At 56.1% G+C, this 15,610-nt stretch carries 17 protein-coding genes; 13 read left to right on the top strand and 4 right to left on the bottom strand.

The genetic code is table 11. The annotated features are described in order from the left end of the window. The first annotated feature begins 35 nt into the window (after positions 1–35). Positions 36–1,184, top strand: coding sequence for a cation:proton antiporter (locus FH039_RS10905; protein WP_139681334.1), 1,149 nt, complete (start codon positions 36–38; stop codon positions 1,182–1,184). Positions 1,185–1,350: 166 nt separating this feature from the next. Continuing rightward, positions 1,351–1,824, top strand: a complete 474-nt coding sequence (locus FH039_RS10900; protein ID WP_014013405.1) for a pyruvoyl-dependent arginine decarboxylase — start codon at positions 1,351–1,353, stop codon at positions 1,822–1,824. 7 nt (positions 1,825–1,831) lie between these two features. Here the strand turns inward: FH039_RS10900 and FH039_RS10895 are convergent, their stop codons facing one another. After that, the gene (locus FH039_RS10895) at positions 1,832–2,338 is read right to left on the bottom strand and encodes a hypothetical protein (protein WP_139681333.1); all 507 of its coding nucleotides are present in this window, start codon (positions 2,336–2,338) and stop codon (positions 1,832–1,834) included. A gap of 31 nt (positions 2,339–2,369) precedes the next feature. After that, positions 2,370–3,683 (bottom strand): RNA-guided endonuclease InsQ/TnpB family protein, encoded by a 1,314-nt coding sequence (locus FH039_RS10890; protein ID WP_168188407.1) that lies wholly within the window; start codon positions 3,681–3,683, stop codon positions 2,370–2,372. Positions 3,684–3,812: 129 nt separating this feature from the next. On the opposite strand from FH039_RS10890, the gene speE reads away from it, so the two are divergent. The 9 genes from speE to FH039_RS10850 all read left to right on the top strand — a co-directional run bounded on the left by speE (position 3,813) and on the right by FH039_RS10850 (position 10,536). Beyond that, the gene (gene speE, locus FH039_RS10885) at positions 3,813–4,679 is read left to right on the top strand and encodes a polyamine aminopropyltransferase (RefSeq protein WP_139681844.1); all 867 of its coding nucleotides are present in this window, start codon (positions 3,813–3,815) and stop codon (positions 4,677–4,679) included. A 32-nt stretch (positions 4,680–4,711) separates the two neighbouring features. Further along, positions 4,712–5,497 (top strand): UbiA prenyltransferase family protein, encoded by a 786-nt coding sequence (locus tag FH039_RS10880; protein ID WP_139681332.1) that lies wholly within the window; start codon positions 4,712–4,714, stop codon positions 5,495–5,497. Continuing rightward, on the top strand, positions 5,498–6,640 hold the full coding sequence (locus FH039_RS10875; RefSeq protein ID WP_139681331.1) for a glycosyltransferase family 4 protein: 1,143 nt from the start codon (positions 5,498–5,500) through the stop codon (positions 6,638–6,640). It begins immediately after the preceding gene. Between the two features lie 9 nt (positions 6,641–6,649). After that, positions 6,650–7,324 carry a creatininase family protein gene (locus tag FH039_RS10870; protein ID WP_139681330.1) on the top strand — a complete coding sequence of 225 codons (675 nt, stop codon included), beginning with the start codon at positions 6,650–6,652 and terminating at the stop codon, positions 7,322–7,324. Between the two features lie 77 nt (positions 7,325–7,401). Next, positions 7,402–7,566: a hypothetical protein gene (locus FH039_RS12215; protein ID WP_162840167.1), complete on the top strand. Its 165-nt coding sequence runs from the start codon at positions 7,402–7,404 to the stop codon at positions 7,564–7,566. Then, entirely contained in the window at positions 7,556–8,737 is a 1,182-nt protein-coding gene (locus tag FH039_RS10865) for an RNA-guided endonuclease InsQ/TnpB family protein (RefSeq protein WP_139681329.1), read from the top strand. The genes FH039_RS12215 and FH039_RS10865 overlap by 11 nt, the downstream gene beginning before the upstream one ends. A 62-nt stretch (positions 8,738–8,799) precedes the next feature. Continuing rightward, positions 8,800–9,447, top strand: a complete 648-nt coding sequence (locus FH039_RS10860; RefSeq protein ID WP_139681328.1) for a hypothetical protein — start codon at positions 8,800–8,802, stop codon at positions 9,445–9,447. 59 nt (positions 9,448–9,506) lie between these two features. Continuing rightward, positions 9,507–10,319 carry a PIN domain-containing protein gene (locus FH039_RS10855; RefSeq protein WP_139681843.1) on the top strand — a complete coding sequence of 271 codons (813 nt, stop codon included), beginning with the start codon at positions 9,507–9,509 and terminating at the stop codon, positions 10,317–10,319. Positions 10,320–10,383: 64 nt separating this feature from the next. Then, positions 10,384–10,536: a DUF7128 family protein gene (locus FH039_RS10850; protein WP_240703224.1), complete on the top strand. Its 153-nt coding sequence runs from the start codon at positions 10,384–10,386 to the stop codon at positions 10,534–10,536. Positions 10,537–10,644: 108 nt separating this feature from the next. Here the strand turns inward: FH039_RS10850 and FH039_RS10845 are convergent, their stop codons facing one another. Beyond that, positions 10,645–11,649 carry a cell wall-binding repeat-containing protein gene (locus FH039_RS10845; RefSeq protein WP_139681327.1) on the bottom strand — a complete coding sequence of 335 codons (1,005 nt, stop codon included), beginning with the start codon at positions 11,647–11,649 and terminating at the stop codon, positions 10,645–10,647. A 45-nt stretch (positions 11,650–11,694) separates the two neighbouring features. Further along, positions 11,695–12,369, bottom strand: coding sequence for a metal-dependent hydrolase (locus FH039_RS10840; RefSeq protein WP_139681326.1), 675 nt, complete (start codon positions 12,367–12,369; stop codon positions 11,695–11,697). Between the two features lie 237 nt (positions 12,370–12,606). Between FH039_RS10840 and FH039_RS10835 the strand changes: the two genes are divergently transcribed. After that, positions 12,607–14,091, top strand: a complete 1,485-nt coding sequence (locus tag FH039_RS10835) for a sodium/proline symporter (protein ID WP_240703223.1) — start codon at positions 12,607–12,609, stop codon at positions 14,089–14,091. A 134-nt stretch (positions 14,092–14,225) separates the two neighbouring features. Then, a complete protein-coding gene (locus FH039_RS10830; RefSeq protein ID WP_139681841.1) occupies positions 14,226–15,602 on the top strand; it encodes an acetate--CoA ligase family protein in 1,377 nt (458 codons plus the stop codon). The last annotated feature ends 8 nt before the right edge of the window (positions 15,603–15,610 follow it).

Below are 15,610 nucleotides of genomic sequence, written 5' to 3'. Positions count from 1 at the left end.
AAAGGTTATTAATACACGGCGCATAATGTACGCCCATGGAAATCATAGGGTACGTCTTCGTAATCATAGCCTTCGCGAGGCTTCTGGCCGAGGGATTCGAGAGGCTGGGCTACCCGGGCTTTCTCGGTGAAATCACCGCGGGAATGATACTGAGCGCGATCCTGATAGACATGCCCAGGGACCAGATGGCCCTTCTGGCGGAGCTGGGCCTGTTCTTCCTCATGATATCCGCGGGCCTGGAGGTAACTCCAGAGGAGCTCCACTACGCGGGAAAGAGAACCCTGCCCCTGTACATCCTAACCTACGGGGTTATGTTCCTCGTCACCATCCCCTTCACTGGCTGGATCATTAGCTCGGACAACATCATATCCGCGGCAATACTCTCGACGGCCTCGGCCCCGATAGTGCTCAGGCTCAAGAGGTTCTTCGGGAGCGACTTCCTCCATGTGGCCCTCTCCTACGCGGTGATAAGCGAGATATTCGGGCTGTTCCTCGTTTACATGGTCATAAGGTTCCACGAGAGCCCCGGCGACTACGGGCCTATACTGTCGAGCGTGCTGAAGGACCTCGTCTTCGTGGGGACCCTGCTCTACATCAACTACCTCCTCGGCATAAAGCAGAAGGTCCGCATAATACGCTTCCTCCGCAGGCTCAGGAGCGACGAGGCAGTGTTTGGCCTTTTCATGGTGTTCTCGACCTCACTCGCCTTCATCAGCGAGGAGATAGGAATGCACTTCAGCATAGGCGGCTTCCTCGCCGGTTTAATGATGCACAGCGACCTCGTCGGCACCAAGCAGTACGACAGGCTGACCACGATAGTCAGCGGGGTCACCTATGGAATCTTCGCTCCGATATTCTTCGCCTGGCGCGGGCTTAACTTCGAGACCGAGCTGTCTCTGGTGGTGATAGAGTTTTTCGCGATCATCTACACCGTCAGACTGGCCCTTTCGGCCCTCGCAGTAAGGAAGGAAGGTATCCCCACGAGCCTCGTCAGGGGCGCCGGAATAGCGAGCTTCGGCGTTCTTGGCCTCCTCATGGGCGAGATTGGCTTCGTCTCGGGAGTTCTGAGCGAGCACATGTACGCCATGGCATCCCTCGCCAGCGTGCTTGGCATATTCGCCTCCGCAACGCTGGGAAGGGCGGTGAACCACCACCAGAAAAAGAGGGCCAGCAGTGCCGCATAGTGCTCAATCCTGCTTCACCTCTGAGGTCTAGCCGCGAGGCGGGCCATCAGAGGTCCTTTCAGATATAGCGAAACGTTTTTAAGCCGCCCGCAGAGTAGCGAGTAAGTGAACCGTTGCTTTGCCGTATAATCGCCATATAAGTGAGAGAAGAAAGGAGGAAGCTGAGATGAGCTGGACAACCCCCAAGAGGGCTTTTATAGGTGCCGCCGCCGCGGAGGGCGGAACCAAGCTGAACGCATTTGACAACGCGCTCCTCAAGCTGGGCATAGGGAACGTTAACCTCGTCAGGCTGAGCAGCGTCATTCCGGCGCACATAGAGTGGATCGACGAGGTTCACGACGTGCCGATAGGCATGCTCCTCCCGACGGTCTACGCCCACATCGAGAGCGACGAACCCGGGATGACCATAAGCGCTGCCCTCGGAATCGGCATCAGCGAGAACAACGAGGGCGGTCTCATCTACGAGTACAGTGGCTACTGCACGAAGGAAGAGGCCGAAGAGATGGTAAGGAAGATGGTTGAGGAGGGCTTCGCCGTCCGCGGCTGGAAGCTGGCGGAGTTCAAGGTCGCGAGCGCGAGCATAACCGTCAAGGACAAGCCCGCCGCGGCACTGGCCGTCGTGGTGATGTTCCCGTACTGAACTTTTTTCATACTTTCTCAATTTCCAGGAGAACGTATTCCCCGGAGGATATTTTCTCGAAAAGCATGCTGTACCTGGCACCATCCTTAGTGGCCCAGACGTCGATGTACTCCCCCCTGCCGGCCGGGCGGACGTTCATCCACAGAACCTCGAACCCCGCTCGCTGGATGGCACTTCTCAGTATTCCCCGAATATGCATCCCCGGCTCAAAGTGGCTCTCACTGTGGCCCTTGCCCTCTAGAAAGCGCCATATGTTGAAGAACAGCCTCCGGTGGTTCGAATTTTCGGCGGGATACATGAAGAAGGTGCTTCCATCCTCCCGGATGACAAAGCTGTGCCTCGCGTTCTCAAAGACCACCACGGAGAGAGTCAGGCTGGGAGAACCATCGTTGCTATCCCGGGCATCCCTGATCTCACCCACCAGGTGGGGAACGCCGTACCTGAACCCCTCCTCGATTTCATCCCTCGCCATCTCAAGTTTTTGGGCCAGCTCACGCCTTGTTCTCGGATTCATCACCCGTGGTCTCCAGGTGGGCTCTTGTGAACTACCCTGCCCTCGCGGACGGGGTTTCGTGAGGAGTGAGACCACCCCAAGGTAGCCTCACCCTCACGGGCCGGTTCACACGGCCACTACCGGCTATCGCCCGAACGGGCGAATCGCCGGCTACCTTCCTCAAAATATTCAACGCACCGTTCACGTCAGCGTTAATCAGCACTCCGGTCGAGGACTGGAACAACCCTCTCTTCACCCGCCTCCCGAGGTATTTCCCCCTTTTCTCAATCGGCTCCAAAGCGAGAGCATCAACCTTACTCGTGTAGGCCTCGTCAACCTCAACGTAGTTAATCCCGTAACGCTCGCACTTGGCTTTCAGCTTCCGCTTGAAAAGACCGAACGGAATGTACTGGAAATTCTGGTTGTTCTTATCTCCAAGGTTGGCGTTCTGCTTTATCCCCTTCAGTTCTCCAATGACAATGTTGCCAATTCCGTTTTCGAGGCAGTAGTTCACGATGTGGCTTACAGCCTTGTCCATAAAGTCGTTAACCACGTTCCTTCTCTTCCTCAAAAGCCAAGCCATCTTCTTTCCGAACTTTACGCCCTGCCTGTCGTATTGACTCTGGAGGCGGGCTTTCTCCTTGTTCCACCACCGGTTAAAGCTCTTCAACCCCCGGCCTTCGATGATGAAGGCCGTCCCGATGGTGGAAACACAGGTGGCAAAGTTGTTAACACCCAAATCGATGGCGAGGTATTTTGAGTAGTCCAGCTCCCTCTTCTCGGGTTCAACCTCGTAAACGTACTCGATTTCGAACCATAACGCATTGTATCTCGGCAGGATACGGACTTCCTTAATCCTGTGGCCCTTAACATTCTTTGGGAGGGCGAATTCGAGGTGTTTAACCCCGTATTTTCTGGCGAAGTTCCTGCCGAGGGACAGGATTATTTTGTCTCCTTTAATCCTGAAGGATTGGTATGGGAAGATGAGGACGAAGTGGCCGTCCTTGGGGAGGTATTTCGGCGGTCTTACCGGGCGGTTGTAGTTGCCTTTTTTCCGCTCGTTGAGGACGTGGAAGAAGGAGCGGAAGTTCCTCTCCACGATTTTCATCGTTTGCTGTGCCGCCTGACTCGGCAGGAGTTTGTAAGGCTCACTGTCCTTCACGAGGTGGTAGGCTTTGGCGTAGGGGAGAAAAGTGCCGTTCAGCTTGTAGTGTTGTTTAACCGCGTAGAGAGTTAGGTTGTAGAGGCTTTTGGATAGGTGGGTTAGCGTCCGAAGGATTTTGTAAATCTTCTTGTCAACCCTGAGGTGGTTCTTCTGGGTGAGGTACGTTGAAAACCACCTATTATTTTTTAATAGGCCTTGCATTTAAGACTTTCGGGCTTTCATCCCCTCCCTTCCGGAAGGAGTCTTCCCGCCCGATAAGATAAAAATTTCTTCGGCGGGGAAAACCTCAAGCTTTAAAACCCCGTGCCCTACCTAAGGGCGGTGAGACTCATGGGATACAACGAGAAGGAAAGGGCTTTCATCGAATGGTACCCTCGCGGTTACGGCGTTGGCTTCAAGGTCAAGGAGAGACTCTTTGAGACGCAGACGGAGTACCAGCGCCTCGAAATTTATGAAACGGAGGGTTTCGGCAAGCTGCTCGTCCTCGACGGGACGGTTCAGCTCGTCGAGGTTGGTGAGGAGAGCTACCACGAGGTTCTAGTCCACCCAGTCATGCTCGCCCACCCGAACCCGAGGAGAGTGCTCGTCATAGGAGGAGGCGACGGCGGCACGTTGAGGGAAGTCCTCAGGCACAAAACGGTTGAAAAGGCCACGATGGTGGAGATAGACGAGGGCGTCGTCGAGGCCTCCTACCTCTACCTCGACGTTGCCTCCGAGCTCCTGGACAGGCTCATAAAGAAGGGGGAGCCCAGGGGGGAGCTCATCATTGGCGACGGCGTTAAGTACCTGAGGGAAGCCGACGAGCGCTTCGACGTCATAATAGTCGACTCCACGGACCCCGTTGGCCCGGCGAAGCTTCTATTCAGCGAGGAATTCTACCGCTCAGCCTACGAGAAGCTCAACGAGAGGGGCCTCTACATCACCCAGGCGGGAAGCGTCTACCTCTTCACGAACGAGCTCCTCGACGCATATAAAGCCATGAAGAAGGTCTTCGACAGGGTTTACTACTTCAGCTTCCCGGTGATAGGCTACGCATCGCCCTGGAGCTTCCTGGTCGGCGTGAAGGGCGACATCGATTTCAGGAAGGTCGACGTCGAGAGGGGAAGAGAGCTCGAGCTCTACTACTACGACCCGGAGAGGCACGAGACCCTCTTCCAGATGCCCAAGTACGTCAGGGACCTCCTTGAGAGGGCCTGACGGCTTTTCTAAAACTTTTTGGAGGTACCGCCATGCTCCGCGCGGTTATCAGAAACGCTCGAATCCTCGATGGGAGGGCGTTCATAGGCATGGGCCTCCTGGGTCTCGCATTCAGTTTGGGAACCATCCCCGATGTCACCCGTGTGCTCATGTTCCTGGTTTCACTCGTCCTCTACGTGGCCTATGCCTTCGCGATAAACAACTGCTTCGACGCAGATACCGACTCGATAAACCCGAGAAAGAGGAAGAAAAACCCCGTCGCCAGCGGTGAGCTGGGCTTTGGGGCAGGGCTTGCCTCTTCCCTCGCCATGGCACTGCTGGGGCTGATGCTCGCGGCCACCCTCGGAACGGGGGAGCTGGTAATGTACCTGTCGATGACCCTGCTGGCGACCGTCTACTCGGCCCCGCCGAGGATCAAGGCGCGGCCGGTGATTGACGTGCTCTCCCACGGGGCATTCTTCGGCGCCCTGCCCTTCCTCTACGGGGCTTATCTTGACGGCTCAATCACAATGGAAGAGTGGAGCATCGCCGCCGCGGTGTTCCTCTACTCCCTGGCCCTCGAGCTCAGAAACCACCTGGAGGACTACGAGAGCGACCTCAAAGCCGGCCTCAGGACGACGCCGATAGTCATCGGCAGGGGACTCTCGGAGACCCTCGTCCTTGTCTTCTCGGCTGGGGCGGTGGGGCTGGTCCTCGCGGGAGCACAGCCCTCCCTGGGCCTCCTCGGAATCGCCGTCTACGGCCTCCGCACCAATTACCGGCTCATTGACGCCGCGATGGTCACGACCCTGCTCCTCAGGGCATCAGGGGTGATGTGATTGCGTATCGCACTGGTGAGCGACTGGTACTACCCGAAGGTGGGTGGCGTTGCGAGTCACATGCACCACCTGGCCCTGAAGCTCAGGGAGAGGGGATACGAGGTTGCCGTGGTCACGAACGACAGGAAAACGGGGAAGGAAGAAGAGCTGGAGAAGAAAGGAATCGAACTCGTGAAAATCCCTGGGGTCATCAGCCCGGTCCTTGAGGTGAACCTCTCGTACAGCCTGAAATCCACCAGGGAGCTCAACGGGTTCCTTGAGGACTTCGACGTTATCCACTCGCACCACGCCTTCACCCCGCTGGCCCTCAAGGCGGTCAAAGCCGGCAGGGAGCTGGGGAAGGCGACCCTTCTAACTACGCACAGCATCTCGTTTTCCCACGAGTCCCGCCTCTGGCAGGCCCTCGGCCTGACGTTCCCCCTCTTCGGCAGGTACCTGAAGTATCCCCACGAGATAATAGCCGTCAGCAGGGCGGCGGAGGCGTTCATAAGGCACTTCACGGACGCTCCAGTGAGGATCATCCCCAACGGGGTGGACGATGACGTCTTCAGGCCCCTGAACGAGGGGGAAAAGGAGTGCCTTAAGAAGGAGCTCGGCATCGAGGGAGACGTTGTCCTCTACGTGAGCAGGATGTCGCCGAGAAAGGGCCCCCACGTCCTCCTAAACGCCTTCTCGGGGATAACCGACGCAACGCTCGTCATGGCGGGTTCGGGGGAGATGCTTCCGTTCCTGAGGGCGCAGGCGAAGTTTCTCGGGATAGAAGACCGGGTTCGCTTCCTTGGCTACGTCGATGACTCCCTCCTCCCGAGGCTCTTTGGCATGGCCGACGTTTTCGTCCTTCCCTCCACCACGGCGGAGGCCTTCGGGATAGTCATCCTGGAGGCCATGGCCGCGGGGGTTCCAGTGGTCGCCACGGACGTTGGGGGAATCCCGGAGATAATCAGGAACAGCGAGAGCGGGCTTCTGGTTTCCCCCGGCAACGAACTCGAGCTGAGAAACGCCATTCAAAAGCTCCTCCTTGACGAAAGCCTCAGAAGATGGCTCGGAAACAACGGCAGGAGGGCCGTCGAGGAGCGCTACTCATGGAAGCGGGTCACCGAGGGTATAGAAAAGGCTTATGAGAGCGTGATGCAAAACCTGTAGGGGATGGAAATGAGGCTCGAAGAACTCACCTGGCCGGATTTTGACGAGGTTAAACGACGGGTTGATACGGTTGTTATCCCCGTCGGGAGCGTTGAAGCCCACGGGAGACACCTCCCTCTGGGGACCGACACCTTCGCCCCGCTCGAGATAGCGAAGCGCGTGGACGAGAGGGTCAGAGAGCTTGGCCGCGAGGTTCTGATAGCCCCCCCAGTCTGGTATGGACACACGTTCGTTCTCAACGTTTACCCCGGAACGATAAACGTGGGGGGCGACGCCTTCAAAGCATACATGCACGGAATAATGCGCGAGTTCGCGGCCGAGGGGTTTAGAAGGATAGTCCTCCTCAACGGGCACGGCGGCAACTACTCGCCGCTGGTTCTGGCGGCGGAGGAGGTGGCCGAGGAGTTTCCCGATGTTGAGGTCTGGCTCATCAACTGGTGGATAGACTTCAGGGAGGACGTTCTTTCGATATGCTCCAGCCAGGGGCACGCTGGCCAGGACGAGACCTCCGTCATCCTGGCGGTAAGGCCGGAGCTCGTGAAGATGGAGCGGGCCACAGGAGGGAAGAGCAAATCAAAGGTAAGGCGCATAAAGAGGGACATCGGTCTGGAGCTGTTCCCCGACGGGGTGAACGACGACCCGTCCCTCGCCACCGCCGAGAAGGGGCTGTTTCTTAGTTGGTAACTTTCGTAACTTTTGTTGGTTTTGTTGGCACAAGGTTTAAATATTCTCACTTAGTATTCCTTTGATGGTGGTTAGTAATGCCTAAAGCAACTTTCGTCATAAGTGAAGAAACCCTTGAAGAGTTCAAAAAACTCGCTAAAAAACGTTATGGGGATAAAAGAGGAGTTTTAAGCGTTGCAATTGAAGAGGCAATCAAGGATTGGATTAAGAAAACAAAAAAGGAGCTGGAAAATGCCGAGTGAAACCATCAAACTCACAGCAAGATTCAAACTCAAGGAAACACCCGAAGGGTTAGGCGACCTTTTCTCCACTTATCGGGAGATTGTGAACTTCCTCATCACTTACGCTTTCGAGAACAACGTTACCAGCTTTTACCGGCTGAAGAGGGAGACTTACAAGAGCCTTCGGAGGGAGTATCCAGAACTGCCAAGCCATTACCTTTACACGGCTTGCCAGATGGCTACATCAATCTTCAAAAGTTTCAGAAAGCGGAAGAAGAAGGGAAAAGCCAAGGGGAAGCCTGTTTTTAAGAAGGAAGTCATTATGCTCGACGACCACCTGTTCAAACTCGATTTGGAGAGCAAAACCTCAAAACTCTCCACTCCTAGAGGAAGAGTTCAGTTAGAGTTTTACCCGGCCAAATACCACGAGAAGTTCAAGGACTGGAAGGTTGGGCAAGCGTGGTTAGTTAGAACGCCAAAGGGAATTTTCCTCAACGTTGTTTTTTCGAGAGAAGTTGAAGTTGGCGAGCCTAAAACCTTCGTCGGCGTGGATTTGAACGAGAATAACGTTACCCTCTCCCTTCCAAACGGGGAATTCGTTCAAATCATTACCCACGAGCGGGAGATTAGGACTGGATACTTCGTGAAGAGGAGGAAAATCCAGAAGAAACTTAGGGCTGGAGGGAGGAGAAAAGAACTTCTCGAAAAATACGGTGGGCGTGAGAGGAACAGGCTTAACGACCTTTATCACAAATTAGCTAATAAAATCGTTGAGCTGGCGGAAAAATACGGTGGTCTTGCCCTTGAAGATTTAACGGAAATCAGGGAGTCAATCAGGTATTCGACTGAGATGAATGGGAGACTTCACCGCTGGAGTTTTCGGAAGCTTCAGAGCATTATAGAATACAGGGCTAAACTGAGGGGTGTGAGGGTTGTTTTCGTTAATCCGGCTTTTACTTCTTCCCTGTGCCCGGTATGTGGGGGTAAGTTAAGCCCGAATGGGGGCAGGGTTTTGAAGTGTTCGAAGTGTGGTTTTGAGGCCGATAGGGACGTTATCGGCTCTTGGAATATCCGCTTGAGAGCCCTGAAGATGTGGGGAGTCCCCGTTCCCCCCGAAAGCCCCACGATGAAGATGGGAGTGGGGAAGGTTATCCGCTACGATTGGTTCGCAAGTTCCAAAAGTAGCGGATAACCAGAACGGGAGGCCATACTCAGCGTGGTGAGCGAGAAGATAGCCCGCCTGCTGGTGGGTGAATGATAATGGGGAAGGAAGAAGTCCTCGCCGAGATAGACAGGCGCATAAAGCGCCTCGAAGCGGAAATTCAAATGGCAGAGGACAGGATTAGATACCTGGAGGAGATAGGCGCTCCCGTGAGGTACCGCGCCCTCCAGAGGAAGGACTACACGGTGTACTACCTTATCTTCATGGGGGTCTGGATGCTCATTGGAACTCTGGCTCTGCTCCTCATGAGGAACCGCCTCCCCTACTACTTCAACGTCCCCCTGCTCCCCTACATCGTCATCGCCCTGGTCCTCCTGGCCGCGCCCGCGGTGTACCTGCTATGGAGCGGGAGGGAGAAGCCGAAAACCCCGATGGAGGAGTTTGAGGAGAGGGAGCGGCTCGCAAGGGACGTTCTAACGCTGTTCTACCGGCCGCTGAGGGAGGCCGTCGAAAGGGATGATCGGGAGATGATGCGGGCCATAGCCGAGCAGCTACTGAACAACCCGGTTCTTGCGGGCTCTGTGGAGGAGATGGCCGAGGGAGACCCGAAGCTCATGGCCTACGCACTCTACCTCTACTCAAACTACTCCCCGGAGCTCGAAGACGAGGTGAGGGAAACCCTCGAAAGACTGAACAACCGGCCGCTCAGGGCGCTCCTGTCGGGGCTGGTGGGGAGTTAATCGGCTTTTCGGAGGAAAATATATAACCTCCTCCACCGTTTTTACCTCCGGTGAGGCGATTGAGGCTGGAAGTCCTTAGCAGGGAGGATATGAACGCCCTCTCCAGGGAGCTGAGCAGGGCGGGAATAATGAACAGAACCCGGGAGGAGGTTTCCCCCCAGATATCACACTACGTCGTCATAGAGGGAACCTACGCCGAGCTCCTTGAGAAAGCGGAGGGGATAGAGCCCGTTGAGGCCGCCCTGGATGAGCTCAGATTCGCGTACGAAGAGATAACCAGGGACTGGAATGTGGGGGAGAAGAAGAGCCTGGAGAGGCTCTTTGATGAGTCGGACCTCGGAAAGCTGATAGTGGTCACTGCCCTTATGGAAGCCGGGGCCGTTGCCGAGGAAGACGGAACGCTCGTTCTGAACGAAACGGTGCCCCTGGACGTCCTCAAGGTGGAGCTGCGCTTCCCCATAGACGATATCGAGGAGTACCTGGAGGACATCGAGGAGCGCTTCAAAACGGGCATGGTGACGGAGTACACCCTCGAAAAGAGGTACTTCGTCGAGGTTATTGAGGTCGATAGGGAGCTGGTCGAGGCGGCGCTTGAGATAGCGGAGGAGTACGCCACGGAGGAAAGCGTTGTCGAGGCGATGTTCGACGGCATAGCCCGCTCGGTTCTGGCGGACGTCATACTCGAGCTGGCCGAGAGGCACAGGCGCAAGAACGAACTGATGGATGCCATAATGGAGAGGGAGCCGATAGTCGTTGAGGGCGAGCGCGAGAGGGTGAACATATACTTCGACGAAGATGCCATAGAGGATTTCCTCAAGGAGCTCCAGAGCCTCGGCTACCTGAAGGTGAAGGGCAACAGGATATGGGTCTGATTCCCCTCTCCTCCCCTATCCCTCCGTAAAATTTTAAAAGGACTTTTCTCACCTAGGTCTGGAGGTGGTGGAAGTGGCGGAGCTGAAGGCGGTTATATTCCACGACCGCGACGGCACCCGCTACTACCGCTGCCCGCGCTGTGGAATGCTCTTCAGAACATCCAAGGACTACACAAGGCACGTGAACAGGGCCCACGGGCACCTGTTCCGGAAGTGATCTCCTATTCTCCCGCCATTTTCCCCAGTTTCGGTTCTTTAACATCCCGCGGGATGAGGAGAACGGCCAGGGCTGAAAAAAGTGATGAGCGGTAGGGCTTTCCGACCGCTAATCCCGGATTATTATTTCCTTCGTGAGCTTCACGATGAAGGTCTTCCCCACCTTCTCCCTCTCGACCAGCTGCTTTTTCTCCAGCTCCTGGATGATCCTGCTTATCGTCGGCCTCGAGTAGCCCGTCAGCTCCGGCAGCTCCTCCTGCTTGACCGTACCGCCCTTCTCGAGTATGGCGTTCACGACTATGCGCTCCTTCTCGGTCAGCACCTCAATGGGCACCCTGTTGGCGGACCACTTCTTCTTGGCGTAGTAGAGCGAAACCGGAACCGCCACGGCCAGTGAGAGCAGCACCGCGGCCGCTATCATCACCCAGTTGGTCTCCTTGGGCTGGGCGGGTATCTCTATCTCAAGGTTCTCACGGACCCAGTAGGTCTGGTATCCCATCGCCTCTATCTTCTTCTGGACGTCCTTGGACATGCCGGCGCCCATGAGCTCGACGAGATCCGGGTGGAGCTTCCGTATGGCGTCGGCGGTTGAGTCAGAGAGGGCATCCTCCTGGGTCAGGAGGAAGGGGTATCCGTATATCATGGCCCACCTCGCGGCCGCCAAAGCGGAGCCGTAGTCGCTGGAGCTGGCGACGACGACCGTGTCGTGTCCGTTGGGATAGAAGTGCAGCGCCAGCTTTGCCGCCGTTTCAGTCCTAACCGCACCGCCTATCCTCTCGACTATGAAGCCCATCTCAAGGAGCTCATCCTGAACCTTGTCGCTGATGGCCTGGGAGTCACCGATTATAAGGACGTGGTTCCAGCCGAACTGGGCGTAGCTCTGGAGCTGGGCGATTGTTCCGGGATCGAGTTCCTCGCGGTTCACGGGCAGTATCGGGACGTCCAGCATCTTGGCGTAGGGTAGAGCGATGATATAATCGATTAAATCATCGTTTCTCACTATTATAAGGTCGTACTTTGGCCCCTCCTTCGTATCCTGTGCGGAGGAGAGCGGAAGCATGAAGGATGAGAACACCAGCAGGATGAGCGTCAGAGCAACGGCCCGTTTAACCATTCCATCACCTGAAAAAAGGGTAGGAAAAGGCCCTTAAAAGGTTTTTCAAAGCTCCAGGGTTTCGCCGGGTTCGAGGATTACGACCTCCGCTTTGTCCCCGACCAGCCTCCTGAACTCCTCGGGGTCGGCTGAAATCGGGGGCCAGGTGTTGTAGTGCATCGGCACGACCTTCTTCGGCCTCAGGAACTCCACCGCCTTAGCCGCCTCGCGCGGTCCCATCGTGAAGTGGCCGCCTATGGGAAGCAGGGCAACGTCTATCGGCCCGTAGAGCTCGGCGAAGAGCTCCATGTCCCTGAAGACGAATGTGTCGCCGGCGTGGTATATCTTAACCCCATCGAGCTCTATTATGTAACCGCAAGCGCTTCCTATGCTGTATTTGCCGTCGCTGCTGGAGTGCCAGGCCGGAACCTGGACGATCTTGACCCCGTCAACCTCCGTCGGACCGTAGTTCATGCCGATGGTCGTTATGCCGCTCTCGCTCTCAACGAGGTAGTTGGCTATGTCGTACATGGCGACTATCTTCGCCCCGGTTCTCCTGGCTATCGCCGCCGCATCGCCGATGTGATCGCCGTGTGCGTGGGTCACGAGTATCAGGTCCGCCTCAAGCTCTTCCGGCTTCGCCGCGGCCTTCGGGTTGCCCGTCAGGAACGGGTCTATCAGAATCCTCTTGCTCCCCTCTATCAGAAAGGCAGCGTGGCCCAGAAACCTCACCTTCACCATGAAACCACCCCCGCGGATATAATAACCCGGACTAACTTAAGTCTTTCGGGTTGTGGCCGGAACAAACATCACCAAACGGTACGACCACTCCCCCTCATCTCAAATTACGAGGACTGGAGAGTATAATTGTAATGGTAGTAACTGAAGTACAATGTAACAGAACGCGCTTTAATAGGACATAAAAATGCATTCCTGTACAAAAAAGGGCAAGGTTTATAAACATGAACAGTGTTGAATATGAGCGGTGATTCAATAGTGGAGGGCCAGACTCAAATACTGATCGTTCTGGTTCTGTACCTTTCGTTTTTGATAGGGTTCGGAGTTTATCAGGGAAGGAAGGCAAAGAGCGGCAAGGACTTTGCCATCGCAGGCAGGCAGCTTCCGGGCTGGATAGCGGCGCTATCAGAACGCGCCACCGGTGAATCCGCTTGGGCTCTCCTGGGACTTCCCGGCTTCGCCTACGCCGCCGGTCTCTCAGCGATATGGGTCGCGGTTGGATGTGTGGCCGGTATCATCGTAGCCTGGACAGTCTTCGCCGGAAGGCTCAGGAGGGAGGCCGAGAAGTACGACGCGACAACGTTCATCGACTACATCGCCAGGCGCCACTCCGACGCCGAGAAGTGGATAAGAATCCTCGGCAGCGTTACCGTGGTGTTCTTCTTTTTCTTCTACGTCGGTGCCCAGTTCCTCGGCGGCGGAAAGACGCTGAACGCCCTCTTCGGCGTTGATCCAAAGATAGGAATGCTGATAACCGCGGTGATAATCCTGCCCTACACCGTCCTCGGAGGCCTCAAGAGCGTCGCCTACACCGACACCGTCCAGGCGATAGTCATGATACTCACCCTCACCATAGCCCCGATAGTGGGTCTCATATACATCGCCAACCACCCGGATGTTTTCGCCCACTCCGTTTCCAGCGCCCTAGAGATGTCCGGGCCAGAGTACTCCACGATCCTCGGCGGCCTCGTTGGTGGTGCGGCGTTCGTCTTTGTCATAGCCGAGTTCTCCTGGTTCTTCGGCTACCTCGGTGGAATGCCCCAGCTCAGCATCAGGTTCATGGCAATCAAGGACGAGAAGAACGCCAAACTCGCCAGGAACGTCGGCGTCAGCTGGACCATACTGGCATACATCGGTGCCCTCCTCATAGGGTGGATTGGAATAGCCATCTTCGGCCCGACCGGCCTCGAGGACCAGGAAGCGGTGATGCCCCAGGTTATGCTGAAGCTGTTCCCACCATTCATAGCCGCGATATTCATAACCGGTGCGATAGCGGCCATGCTCTCGACGGCTGATTCACTTCTCATACTCTCCGCCACCGAGCTCTCGGAGAACCTGCTCAAGCCCTTCGTCTACAAGGAGGAATTCGACCCCAAGAGGAGCCTCAAGCTTTCGAGAATCACCACCGTCGCCCTGGGTGTCATAGCACTCGTTACCGCCTACCTCGTGCCGTCAAAGCTCATCTACACCATCGTCGGCTACACCTGGGCAGGAATAGGCGACACCTTCTCGGTGATAGTCATAATGACGCTGTTCTGGAAGAGGTTCCACGGAAGGGCCGTCCCGCCGACCATCGTAACGGGGCTGCTGTTCACAATCTTCTGGATCAGCTCGGGGCTTGAGAAGGTCGTCTCGGCAAGGCTCATGACCTTCATCGTGACGGCGGTTGTTGCGGTGATAGCGACCTACGCCCTTAAACCCAAGGAGGCAGCCACCACCGCCTGAGTTTTGTTTTTATCCATTGATGTCCTTTTTAGCCCATCGGGGCTTTACTTTTCCCCCACCATGCCCATATTTACCTCGCTGTCCTTTTTAGGAAAGCTTATATAGAATTCCGCCGAGTTTAGGCCGGTGATGTGATGACGTTTGATTACTTCTTCAAGCCAAAGGCTATAGCGGTTATCGGAGCATCCAACGACCCGCTCAAGCTTGGCTATGAGGTCTTCAAGAACCTCAAGGATTACAAGGACGGCAAGGTTTATCCTGTGAACGTCAAGGACGAGGTCGTTCAGGGCGTCAAGGCCTACAAGAACGTGAAGGACATCCCGGACGAGGTCGACCTGGCCGTCGTCGTCGTTCCGAAGCGCTTCGTCAAGGGCACCATAGTGGACTGCGGCGAGAAGGGCGTCAAGGGAATAATCCTGATTACGGCAGGCTTCGGTGAGGTCGGCGAGGAGGGCAAGAGGGAGGAGCGCGAGCTCGTCGAGATAGCCCACAGGTACGGTATGAGAATAGTCGGCCCCAACTGCGTAGGAATAATGAACACCCACAACGACATGAACGCCACCTTCGTGATGGACGCGAAGAAGGGCGATATAGCCTTCATAAGCCAGAGCGGCGCCCTCGGGGCAGGAATAATCTACAAGACCGTCAAGGAAGGAATAGGCTTCTCCAAGTTCGTGAGCATCGGTAACATGGCGGATGTGGACTTCGCCGAGTTCATGGAATACCTGGCAGACACCGAGGAGGACAAGGCAATCGCGCTCTACATAGAGGGTCTGAAGAACGGAAGGGCCTTCATGGAGATAGCCAAGCGCGTTACCAAGAAGAAGCCCGTCATAGTTCTCAAGGCAGGCAAGAGCGAGAGCGGGGCGAGGGCGGCTTCGAGCCACACGGGCTCCCTAGCAGGCTCATACAAGATATACGAGGCGGCATTCAAGCAGAGCGGCATAATCGTCGCGGACACGATAGACGACATGCTCAGCATGGCGAGGGCATTCACACAGCCCCTTCCGAAGGGAACCCGCGTCGCCATAATGACCAACGCCGGTGGACCGGGAGTCCTCACCGCGGACGAGATAGACAAGCGCGGGCTGAAGCTGGCCAACCTCGAGGAAGAGACCATCGAGGGACTCCGCTCGTTCCTTCCGCCGATGGCGGCAGTCAAGAACCCTGTTGACATGATCGCGAGTGCTCGCGGGGAAGACTACTACAAGACCGCAAAGCTTCTCCTTAAGGACCCCAACGTTGACATGCTCATAAGCATCTGTGTCGTTCCGACCTTCGCGGGTATGACGCCAACCGAGCACGCGGAGGGCGTCGTGAGGGCGGTTAAGGAGGTCAACAACGGCAAGCCGGTTCTCGGCCTGTTCATGGCAGGCTACGTGAGCGAGCCCGCGAAGGAGGTCCTCGAAAAGGCAGGCATTCCGAGCTACGAGAGGCCGGAGGACGCGGCCGCCGCGGCTTATGCCCTCGTTGAGTTTGCAAAGGCTAAGGGAGTTTTGAAGGAGGAATGAGGTGATTT

Source organism: Thermococcus indicus (genome assembly GCF_006274605.1).
Lineage (GTDB): Archaea > Methanobacteriota_B > Thermococci > Thermococcales > Thermococcaceae > Thermococcus > Thermococcus indicus.
Note: the sequence above shows the minus strand (reverse complement) of the source record. Positions and strands in the feature narration are given on the sequence as shown.

Bases quoted from the DNA above. Each gene is read 5' to 3' on its own strand.
- FH039_RS10905 (WP_139681334.1), top strand. From the start codon at position 36: ATGGAAATCATAGGGTACGTCTTCGTAATCATAGCCTTCGCGAGGCTT.
- FH039_RS10900 (WP_014013405.1), top strand. From the start codon at position 1,351: ATGAGCTGGACAACCCCCAAGAGGGCTTTTATAGGTGCCGCCGCCGCG.
- FH039_RS10895 (WP_139681333.1), bottom strand. From the start codon at position 2,338: ATGAATCCGAGAACAAGGCGTGAGCTGGCCCAAAAACTTGAGATGGCG.
- FH039_RS10890 (WP_168188407.1), bottom strand. From the start codon at position 3,683: ATGCAAGGCCTATTAAAAAATAATAGGTGGTTTTCAACGTACCTCACC.
- speE (WP_139681844.1), top strand. From the start codon at position 3,813: ATGGGATACAACGAGAAGGAAAGGGCTTTCATCGAATGGTACCCTCGC.
- FH039_RS10880 (WP_139681332.1), top strand. From the start codon at position 4,712: ATGCTCCGCGCGGTTATCAGAAACGCTCGAATCCTCGATGGGAGGGCG.
- FH039_RS10870 (WP_139681330.1), top strand. From the start codon at position 6,650: ATGAGGCTCGAAGAACTCACCTGGCCGGATTTTGACGAGGTTAAACGA.
- FH039_RS12215 (WP_162840167.1), top strand. From the start codon at position 7,402: ATGCCTAAAGCAACTTTCGTCATAAGTGAAGAAACCCTTGAAGAGTTC.
- FH039_RS10865 (WP_139681329.1), top strand. From the start codon at position 7,556: ATGCCGAGTGAAACCATCAAACTCACAGCAAGATTCAAACTCAAGGAA.
- FH039_RS10860 (WP_139681328.1), top strand. From the start codon at position 8,800: ATGATAATGGGGAAGGAAGAAGTCCTCGCCGAGATAGACAGGCGCATA.
- FH039_RS10845 (WP_139681327.1), bottom strand. From the start codon at position 11,649: ATGGTTAAACGGGCCGTTGCTCTGACGCTCATCCTGCTGGTGTTCTCA.
- FH039_RS10840 (WP_139681326.1), bottom strand. From the start codon at position 12,369: ATGGTGAAGGTGAGGTTTCTGGGCCACGCTGCCTTTCTGATAGAGGGG.
- FH039_RS10835 (WP_240703223.1), top strand. From the start codon at position 12,607: ATGAGCGGTGATTCAATAGTGGAGGGCCAGACTCAAATACTGATCGTT.
- FH039_RS10830 (WP_139681841.1), top strand. From the start codon at position 14,226: ATGACGTTTGATTACTTCTTCAAGCCAAAGGCTATAGCGGTTATCGGA.